This window comes from Dysgonomonas sp. HGC4, assembly GCF_001261715.1.
Lineage (GTDB): Bacteria > Bacteroidota > Bacteroidia > Bacteroidales > Dysgonomonadaceae > Dysgonomonas_A.
In genome coordinates, this window is record NZ_CVRU01000058.1 from 53,376 (window position 1) to 62,246 (window position 8,871).

Here is an 8,871-nt window from a genome sequence, read left to right on the forward strand (position 1 = left end):
GATACTGATTGTCTCAAAATATAGGAAGGATGGCTTATCAATTATGCCATCCTTTCGTGTCTTTAATTTAAGAGATTATTTTTTATAAATTATAAATATACAATGACTAGTAAGAATGTATTTTTTGCTGTTTTAATGACTTTGTTCATCTTCACCTCATGTAGCGATTCTAAAGATCCGATAGATGCTATTCCGGCTGGTGCAAATTATGTGGTTTGTGTAGATGCTAAAGCATTGGTAACAAAATCGGAATACGATATTTTTGCCAACCCAATGGTTCAACAGGTTATTGGAATGTATAAGGTTACATTGAAAGATGAATCTGCTGTAAAATTATTGGATAGCTTTCTGAGCGATGCCAATTCTTTAGGAATAAACCTTAAGAACGATTTGTATTTCTATACAGACTATAAAGTTTATGGAGTTGTAGTAGGTGTGAACAATGCTGAAAAAGTAAAAGAAGCACTGGTGAAATTTTCTTTGGTGCAAGAAGAGGATATTAAGAAAGATGGAGGCGTATATACTGTTGCCCCTGAATCTCAAACCTGCTTGGCTTGGAACGGTAATAAGCTATTGTTGTTAGTTGACATTGCTTCGGCATACGGTAATGGTAATGAAGCTGGGGAACCTCTTAATTTAGCTGAACTAGCTAAAGAGCAATTGAAGCAAGGAGCTGATAAGAGTATTAATTCGAATGCAGCTTTTACTGAGTTTTTGAAAAGCAAAAAAGATATTTCTACTTTCTTTTCAATGAAAGGTCTTGATAAATCTCTACCTGATTTAGCAGGTTTAGCTAAAGCAACAGAAGTGACTATTCCATTTAAGAAATTTTTGGCTGATATAGATGGTGTGTCTACAGGCATATATACTTCTTTCGAAAAGGGAGAAGTGAAATTTGAGAATAAGTATTTCTATGATAATGCTGAGGCTGAAAAGAAGTTTAAAGACCTACTGTCTCAGTTGAGTGGTAATATAAAAGGAGATCAATTAAAATACATTTCTAGCGACCCATTATTCTTAGCATCGGCAAATGTAAAAGGAGAAGGTGCTTATTCGTACTTGGAGAAATTAGGGTTTATCGAACTGTTAACGAAAGAACTTCCTGAGAGTGTAGAGCCTGACGAAATCCAAAAGATATTAAAAGATTTGAATGGTGATATAACTCTTGCTATCACATCTAAAACTGCAACTAAAAAGCAAGACGATATTTTTAGCGATATGGGAGCTCCAACTCCTGAGTTTGTTTTCTTTGCAGATATTTCTAATCCTACGGAGGTGATCGATTTTATTAAGCTGCAATTGGCTGGTGGTGAACTTAAGTATACTGAACTATCTCCATCAAACTTTAAGATAAGTAGTAATAATGTAGATGTTTATTGGGGTGCAAATGGTAATACATTCTTCTTCACCAATAATGAGGTTGTGTATAATAACATGAAGGCTTCGAATCTTGCTAATAACTATTCGGAGATCATCAAAGATAAATCTATCGTGATGTTTGGCGATTTGCAGGTTCTGCAATCTTACACGGCAAATAACATTGCGTTCCAATCTTTTGGACCATTCTTAAGTGAGTTTGGTAAATATGAATTTGCAAGTGCAAGTGATCTAACTGGAGTTGGTAAACTAGAGTTGGCTACAAAAGACCAAAATAGTTTGGCTGTTATTTGCAAACAACTAGATCAGTTAATCTCCAGCTTTGGAGGACTATTTGTTAGATGAGATGAATAAAATAACTTTCCGGAATACACTTCCCCTTATTTTTGCTGGCGAAAGAGACTTACAATCGGATATCTGGTTGCAGGATTTTAGTTTGGAAAAAGGCAACAATTATTTGATAGAAGCCAATTCGGGTACAGGAAAAAGCTCGCTCTGTAGTTATATCTATGGCTACAGAGACGATTATTCGGGAGATATTATATTCAACAATGTAAATATCCGCAGATTTAAAGCAAGGCATTGGGATAAAGTGAGGAATACCGAAATAAGTCTCTTATTTCAGGAGCTTTGCCTCTTTCCCGAATTAACAGCTTTTGAAAATGTGTTATTGAAAAATAATCTGACTCGCTACAAAGAGAACAGACAAATTCATGAGATGTTCGATTTATTGGGAATTGGTAATAAAAAAGATTCTTTAGTCGAAAAAATGTCGTGGGGGCAGCAACAGCGTGTAGCTCTTATTCGTTGTTTGTGTCAGCCATTTGACTTTTTAGTGCTTGATGAGCCCATTAGCCACCTTGATGATGAAAATGCTTCTATTGCCGCTGTATTGCTTCAGAGAGAGGCTTCTCAGCAAGGTGCAGGTATTATTGCCACATCTATTGGAAAAGAACTGCCATTGGAGTACACAAAAACATTTGCTCTATGAAACTGATCTGGAAATTATTGCGTGAAAATATAAGTAAATCACAACTGATTGGTTTTTCTATTACGAGTTTGATCGGGATGAGTATTGTTTTACTGGCATTCCAGTTTTACTTCGATATTAATCCGATTTTCTCAGGTAAGGACAAACTGTTAAAGGAAGATTATTTAACCATAACTAAAAAGGTCGGGCTATTAAGTGGGCTTTCATCTAAATCGAATGGCTTTAGCCAAAGCGAAATAGATGAGTTGAAGAGTCAGCCTTTTATAAAACATGTAGGAGCTTTTACTCCTTCTCAATTTAATGTGTTTGGAGGCTTCAATAGTCAAAAGCTGGGTATTGCATTTAATACAGAGATGTTTTTTGAGTCGGTACCCGATGAGTTTATAGATGTAGTATCTAATAGTTGGAGATTCTCTCCAGTGGATAATACTGTACCTATCATTCTTCCTAAAAATTATCTGGATTTGTATAACTTTGGTTTTGCAGGAGCTAGCTCAATGCCGCAGATTTCGGAACAATTGATTGGGTTGATTAATCTGGATATAACTATAACTGCAAAGAATGGCGAACGTCAGCAAATGAAAGGCCGTATTGTAGGCTTTTCTAACCGACTAAATTCGATACTTGTGCCTGAGCCTTTTATGGAATGGGCAAATCAGCAATTTGGAGGAGGATCAACGCAACCTTCACGGTTGATTGTTGAGGTGTCTAATATAGCCGATCCTAATCTTTCAGGATACTTTAAAGACCGAGGGTTCGAGATTAGTGGAGATAATACTACTGCCAGCAGGATTTCTTTTTTTCTAAAGATTATAATAGGGATAGTTATTTCTGTTGGGGTTGTAATCTGTATCTTGTCTTTCTTTATCTTGATATTGAGTATCTATTTGCTGTTAGAGAAGAACATGAACAAATTGCGTACTCTGCGGTTGATTGGTTATCCAAAATCTGCAGTGGTAAAGCCTTATGAATGGCTCATTGTTAGTCTCAATCTGATTATTCTGCTTATATCTTTATTGATAACTTTTGTCGCAAGAACAAAATATCAGGAGTTTATAGGTAAAATGTTTCCTATAAACGAGGCTACTTTTTCTATATATACAATTCTAATAGGAGTAGGCATATTTCTGTTCCTATCGGTATTAAATATTGCCATTATAAGAAAGAAAGTAAAGTAGCAATTGTATGTATTGCTTCGAAAATAAAAAAGGGCTTTGGTTAAATTTCAACCAAAGCCCTTTTTCTGTATATATTAGCGTATATGGGTAGACGCTTTTTCACGCAATTTAATTATAGAGCGTTATAGCCACCTTTTTCTCTTGAAGTATACAAGTATACCTCCCGAAGAGGCTAACATGAATACAATAGCTACAATATAGCCATATTCCCATTGCAATTCGGGCATGATAGCAAAGTTCATCCCATAGATGCTTGCAATAAGGGTAGGGGGCATAAAGATGACCGATATAATGGTAAATATCTTAATGATCTTATTCTGTTCGATATTAACAAACCCGAGGAATGTATCTTGTAAATAGTCAAGTCTGTCGAAACTAAATTTGATGTGTTCGAGTAGCGAATTTATATCTTTTACAATGATGGTAAGTTTGCCATGTAGCTCTCTGTTGATTAATTCGCTTTTCAACATACTTGATACGGCTCGTTGCTTTTCAATAATATTTTCACGAAGCATCATCGTCTTTTCCTGAAGGTCTTTGATTTCCATCAAAAGCTCTTCATCGGCTTCCTCCATGGTAAGGGTATTACTTAAGGTGGTAATCTTTTGAGTCATTTCCTCAATCATGTCAGCATCTACTTCAACACGTGTTTCCAACAGGGCAACAAATACATGGTAGCCTGTAGGATAATTGCGCGGATTGGCTGATATTTTTTTTACAGTCTCCTGAAATGAAGTTAGATCCTCGTCACGTACAGTAATAAGAATATTATTCTTAAGAATAAATGAAACCAGTTCTTTGTCAAAATTGGGGCGTAAGAAGTTGAAATTGACTACCAGCGAATCGTACGTTTCGATGTATCGGGATGACATCTCGATCTCGATCATCTCTTCTTCTTCCTGAATATATATTTTCAGATAGTCTTCTAATTCGTTTTCTATTTCTTCATCAACATTGTTTAAGTCTATCCATAAAAAATTCTTTATAGGATTAGTCTTTAAAAACTCGATGCTGCGACTTATACGAATTACGTTGTCTTTGTGATAGAACAATCTTACTTCAGACATAATAAGTATTTAGTTATGAGTTACTGGTTACAAGTAAGGTCACAGACCTTATTCTTTTCGCTGGATGCCTGCGTCTTCTGCACCTTGTGGCATGTGTTCTCGTGTGAGATTCGTCAAATATACAAACTCCTCTACTGACAATTGTTCGGGACGTTTATCAAAAATAGGATCAGCATATATATTGTTATCTTTACCCAACAGCGGTTTCATCGAATTACGCAATGTTTTGCGACGTTGGTTGAAAGATGTTTTAATAACGGTTTTGAATAATTTTTCATCACAGCCTAAACTTTCGCGGTTATTACGCACCAGTCGTATTACGGCGGATTTGACACGGGGAGGCGGATCGAATACGACTTCACTCACCGTGAATAGGTATTCAATATCATACCATGCTTGAAGAAGTACACTTAGTATTCCATATGCCTTTTTTCCAGGTTTAGATGCAATACGTTCGGCAACTTCTTTTTGAAGCATACCCGAACAGCAGGGGATGTGTTCTTTATAATCGAGTACCTTGAAGAATATCTGAGACGAAATATTATAAGGGTAGTTACCTATAATACAAAATTGATCGGGATAAATATCAGTAGGATTCAATTGAAGAAAATCTCCTTCAATAATATGATCTTTAAGTGTAGGAAAATGTTCGTTTAGATAAGGAACCGACTCTCTGTCGATCTCAATAACTGTAAGATCTCGGTTTTTTTCGAGTAAGTATTGGGTGAGAACACCCATCCCCGGACCAACTTCTATAATGGGAGTATCCGGAAAATTATCTAACGTATCGGCTATTTGCTTTGCTATTTGCAAATCCTTCAAAAAGTGTTGTCCTAGAAATTTTTTTGCTCTTACATCTCCCATCTATATCCTTAAAGTTTCCGACCTATTTATTGCTTTAGTTGTTGTAGCAACCAGAGCATGTTAATATTAAAAAATACAGCAACAAATATTTTACTTTACATATTATTAATATATCCTTATATTTGCAACGAACAAAGTTAATGAATTTATCATTGGAATACTCATCAATGCCATTCATTTCCACCGAATAAGTAAACATAATGGATATTAATCAAACCGAAGAACCTCAGAAAGAAGGGTCAGTAATAAGTAAATTTCTGAAAGTACTTATCCCGTTAGCCTTGGGGGTAGTTGTGTTATGGCTTTTGTACCGTGATACCGATTTTGGTAAAATGTGGATCACAATCAAAGATGCCAACTTTGCTATACTGCTGTTCTCTCTGATTTTTGGAGCACTGGGTAATGTTATCCGTGGTCTCAGATGGAAGCTTTTGATAGAGCCACTTGGATACAATCCTCCTGCGTCGAGTTTAATATATGCCGTATTGGGTAGTTATGCTGTAAATATTGCAATCCCTCGTGGAGGAGAAGTGTGGAGATGTGCCGTAGTTGCTAAGGATGAGAAGATTCCTTTTGCTAAACTTTTTGGTACTATGATTCTTGATAGGGTTAGCGATACGGTTACCGTAGCCTGCATTATTTTATTGGCTTGCTGCTTTAATGTTGAGTTCTTTCTTTCTTATATAAAAGAGAATGCTGCTTTATCTAATTCTCTTACTAATATTTTTTCATCAGGCTGGATGATCGGTGGAGTAATTGCTGCAATTGTTTTGGTTGTTGTAATTTATAAGTTATTTAAAAATACAACTCCTATAATAAAGCTTACCAATCTTTTTAAAGGACTGGGTCGCGATATGCAGACCGTATTCAAAATGAAGAGAAAGGGACGCTTTTTGCTATATACAATTGGTATCTGGTTCTCCTATTTTTTATATTTTTATATAACATTCTATGCTTTTGACTTCACTAAAGATTTAGGGCTTACTGCTGGTCTGATAGCTTTTGCTTTGAGCAGCTTAAGTATGGCTATCCCAACCAATGGAGGAATGGGTGTTTGGCATGCTGCAGTAGTACTATCGTTGGGCTTGTATGGTGTAACTAAAGATTCGGGAGAAGCATTTGCATTTGCCGTATTTGCTATACAATCGTTGTGGATTGTGTTGTGTGGATTATTCAGCATGGGAGCATTGACCATTAAAAATAGAAATAAATAATCTGCTGAAATATCTTTGTAAATAGTCTCGTTAATTATTCCTTGTAATGTCTATTTTATGAGTACCTTTAATTCTTAAAAATAGACATATAATGAAAAGAGTATTATTTATAATCCTAAGCTTAGGATTTGTTTTATCTTCATACACACAACCTATTGAAGGTAAAAGTATCAGTTCAAATACAACTAAAGAAGAGCAAGGTAACGACAATCAAATATTGGTAGATGATGATTTTATTCAGGCTTGGGAACAGAGCAGTCTCGATAAACAGTTTGCTGATAAAGATTTATATAAACTCGAAGCTTTTACCCGATTGAAAGGCGGAGAAGATCAATTCTCATATTATATTCTCAAAGAGCTAAGCTGGGGAGATTCATTCAAGTCGTATCTGATATACGAAGAGTACGAATCGGAAAATGCTATCTGGTTGGCTAATTATACAAAAGATCATACCCTTATTGATGCGGTTGAAGTGTACTATGACAATGCAGAAGGTGCTTGGTCAACTACTTCTATCATTAATCTTAAGGAGCATTCGCTAGAACTTACCAAGTATGATGCTTATGCAGATCCTGATAAAACTCTACAGAGAGTTAAAATTACATCCAACGGAAAAATTGAAAAATAAAATACAATTATTATGGCAAAAGAAATATTAAACCTGAAACCAGAAAGTGTTTGGAAACATTTTTATGAGTTGACTCAGATACCTCGTCCAACAGGACATACAAAGGCTGTAGAGAAATATGTAGTTGATTTTGCAAAATCGCTCAATATAGATGTTAAGCAAGATAAAGTAGGTAATGTACTTGTTACAAAACCAGCTTCGAAAGGTATGGAGAATGCTCCTACTGTAATTTTGCAAGCACACTTAGATATGGTTCCTCAAAAGAATTCGGATGTAAAACACGATTTTCTGAAAGATCCGATTGATGCATATATTGCAGGAGATAAGGTGAAAGCCCGTTCTACCACTTTAGGTGCAGACAATGGTATAGGAGCTGCTGCTATTTTAGCCATCCTAGAGGACAGTAGCCTTAAGCATGGAAAGATAGAAGGACTATTTACGATTGACGAAGAAGAAGGCATGGTAGGTGCTTTTGGTCTTGAATCGGGATTCTTAACAGGTAGTATTCTATTGAATCTGGATACAGAAGAAGAAGGAGAGCTTTGTGTAGGTTGTGCAGGAGGTATTGACGAAAACGTATCTTGGCAATTTAAAGAAGTAGAAGTTCCTGCAGGTGATGTTGCTTTGAAAATAAACCTTACTGGACTTAGAGGTGGACACTCGGGTGGAGAAATACATCTAGGTCGTGGTAATGCTAATAAGTTGATGTTCCGTTTCCTTAAACAAGCAGTAGCTGAAGTAGAAGCTCGTTTATCGTTCATTGATGGAGGTTCGCTTCGCAATGCAATACCTAGAGAAGCATTTGCAATAGTAACAGTTCCTGCTGAAAATGTAGATGATTTGTTAGACTTAGTAGATGAATATCAAGAAATCTACAGCGAAGAGTATAGAAGTATTGAGAACAACTTATCTCTTAAAGCTGAGAAAACCGATTTGCCAAAATCGTTGATTCCTGAAGAAATTCAAGATGATTTGATTAATGCTGTTGAAGCATGTCCTAATGGAGTTATCAGTATGTTGCAGGATTTTCCGGGTATTGTAGAATCATCTACAAACATTGCTTCTGTAAAATCGACTGAAGGATTGGTAGAGATAAAATTCCTTACACGTAGTTCTTCTGAAACAAAAAAATATGCCCTTGATTCAAGTATTAATAGTTTATTCTCTTTGGCAGATGCCAAAGTTGAGGCTGTAAATGCTTATCCGGGTTGGCAACCAAATGCAAATTCTGCCGCTTTGGAGGTAATGAAGGATATATATATCAGAAAATTTGGTAAAGATCCTGTTGTACAAGTTGTACACGCAGGTTTGGAATGTGGTATCATTCTAGATAGTACTCCAGGCTTAGATATAGTATCTTTTGGCCCAACTATTATGAATCCCCATTCACCAGATGAGTTTGTAGAAATAGATACTGTAGAAAGATTCTATGATTATCTGATAACTATTCTTGAAGAATTGAAATAAAGTTCCATTAAAAGAACTGAAAGCTTAATATCCGTGAAGAAATATTTTTTTACGGATATTTTTTTGTCCAAATTCGATCTTTACT

Annotated in this window: 8 protein-coding genes; 6 read left to right on the forward strand and 2 right to left on the reverse strand. The window is 35.8% G+C overall.

The genetic code is table 11. The features are described from left to right. The first annotated feature begins 102 nt into the window (after positions 1 to 102). From HGC4_RS05805 to HGC4_RS05815, 3 genes are read left to right on the forward strand one after another with little or no spacing between them, the layout of a single operon-like run. Positions 103 to 1,722 (forward strand): DUF4836 family protein, encoded by a 1,620-nt coding sequence (locus tag HGC4_RS05805; RefSeq protein WP_050709186.1) that lies wholly within the window; start codon positions 103 to 105, stop codon positions 1,720 to 1,722. Position 1,723: 1 nt separating this feature from the next. Continuing rightward, positions 1,724 to 2,368 (forward strand): ATP-binding cassette domain-containing protein, encoded by a 645-nt coding sequence (locus HGC4_RS05810; RefSeq protein WP_050709187.1) that lies wholly within the window; start codon positions 1,724 to 1,726, stop codon positions 2,366 to 2,368. Then, entirely contained in the window at positions 2,365 to 3,546 is a 1,182-nt protein-coding gene (locus HGC4_RS05815; RefSeq protein WP_050709188.1) for an FtsX-like permease family protein, read from the forward strand. Before HGC4_RS05810 ends, HGC4_RS05815 begins: the two co-directional genes overlap by 4 nt. 122 nt (positions 3,547 to 3,668) lie before the next feature. On the opposite strand, the gene corA is transcribed toward HGC4_RS05815, so the two are convergent. Further along, a complete protein-coding gene (gene corA, locus HGC4_RS05820; RefSeq protein ID WP_050709189.1) occupies positions 3,669 to 4,613 on the reverse strand; it encodes a magnesium/cobalt transporter CorA in 945 nt (314 codons plus the stop codon). 48 nt (positions 4,614 to 4,661) lie between these two features. Continuing rightward, a complete protein-coding gene (gene rsmA / locus HGC4_RS05825) occupies positions 4,662 to 5,477 on the reverse strand; it encodes a 16S rRNA (adenine(1518)-N(6)/adenine(1519)-N(6))-dimethyltransferase RsmA (protein WP_050709190.1) in 816 nt (271 codons plus the stop codon). Between the two features lie 200 nt (positions 5,478 to 5,677). Between rsmA and HGC4_RS05830 the strand changes: the two genes are divergently transcribed. The 3 genes from HGC4_RS05830 (at position 5,678) to HGC4_RS05840 (ending at position 8,786) form a co-directional block, all read left to right on the forward strand. Continuing rightward, positions 5,678 to 6,691, forward strand: coding sequence for a lysylphosphatidylglycerol synthase transmembrane domain-containing protein (locus tag HGC4_RS05830; protein WP_050709191.1), 1,014 nt, complete (start codon positions 5,678 to 5,680; stop codon positions 6,689 to 6,691). Positions 6,692 to 6,782: 91 nt separating this feature from the next. Further along, the gene (locus tag HGC4_RS05835) at positions 6,783 to 7,319 is read left to right on the forward strand and encodes a hypothetical protein (protein ID WP_050709192.1); all 537 of its coding nucleotides are present in this window, start codon (positions 6,783 to 6,785) and stop codon (positions 7,317 to 7,319) included. A gap of 12 nt (positions 7,320 to 7,331) precedes the next feature. After that, on the forward strand, positions 7,332 to 8,786 hold the full coding sequence (locus HGC4_RS05840) for an aminoacyl-histidine dipeptidase (RefSeq protein ID WP_050709193.1): 1,455 nt from the start codon (positions 7,332 to 7,334) through the stop codon (positions 8,784 to 8,786). The last annotated feature ends 85 nt before the right edge of the window (positions 8,787 to 8,871 follow it).

Excerpts from the sequence above, each read along its gene's own strand:
- HGC4_RS05805 (WP_050709186.1), top strand. The coding sequence starts at position 103 with ATGACTAGTAAGAATGTATTTTTTGCTGTTTTAATGACTTTGTTCATC.
- corA (WP_050709189.1), bottom strand. The coding sequence starts at position 4,613 with ATGTCTGAAGTAAGATTGTTCTATCACAAAGACAACGTAATTCGTATA.
- HGC4_RS05815 (WP_050709188.1), top strand. The coding sequence starts at position 2,365 with ATGAAACTGATCTGGAAATTATTGCGTGAAAATATAAGTAAATCACAA.
- HGC4_RS05830 (WP_050709191.1), top strand. The coding sequence starts at position 5,678 with ATGGATATTAATCAAACCGAAGAACCTCAGAAAGAAGGGTCAGTAATA.
- rsmA (WP_050709190.1), bottom strand. The coding sequence starts at position 5,477 with ATGGGAGATGTAAGAGCAAAAAAATTTCTAGGACAACACTTTTTGAAG.
- HGC4_RS05840 (WP_050709193.1), top strand. The coding sequence starts at position 7,332 with ATGGCAAAAGAAATATTAAACCTGAAACCAGAAAGTGTTTGGAAACAT.
- HGC4_RS05835 (WP_050709192.1), top strand. The coding sequence starts at position 6,783 with ATGAAAAGAGTATTATTTATAATCCTAAGCTTAGGATTTGTTTTATCT.
- HGC4_RS05810 (WP_050709187.1), top strand. The coding sequence starts at position 1,724 with ATGAATAAAATAACTTTCCGGAATACACTTCCCCTTATTTTTGCTGGC.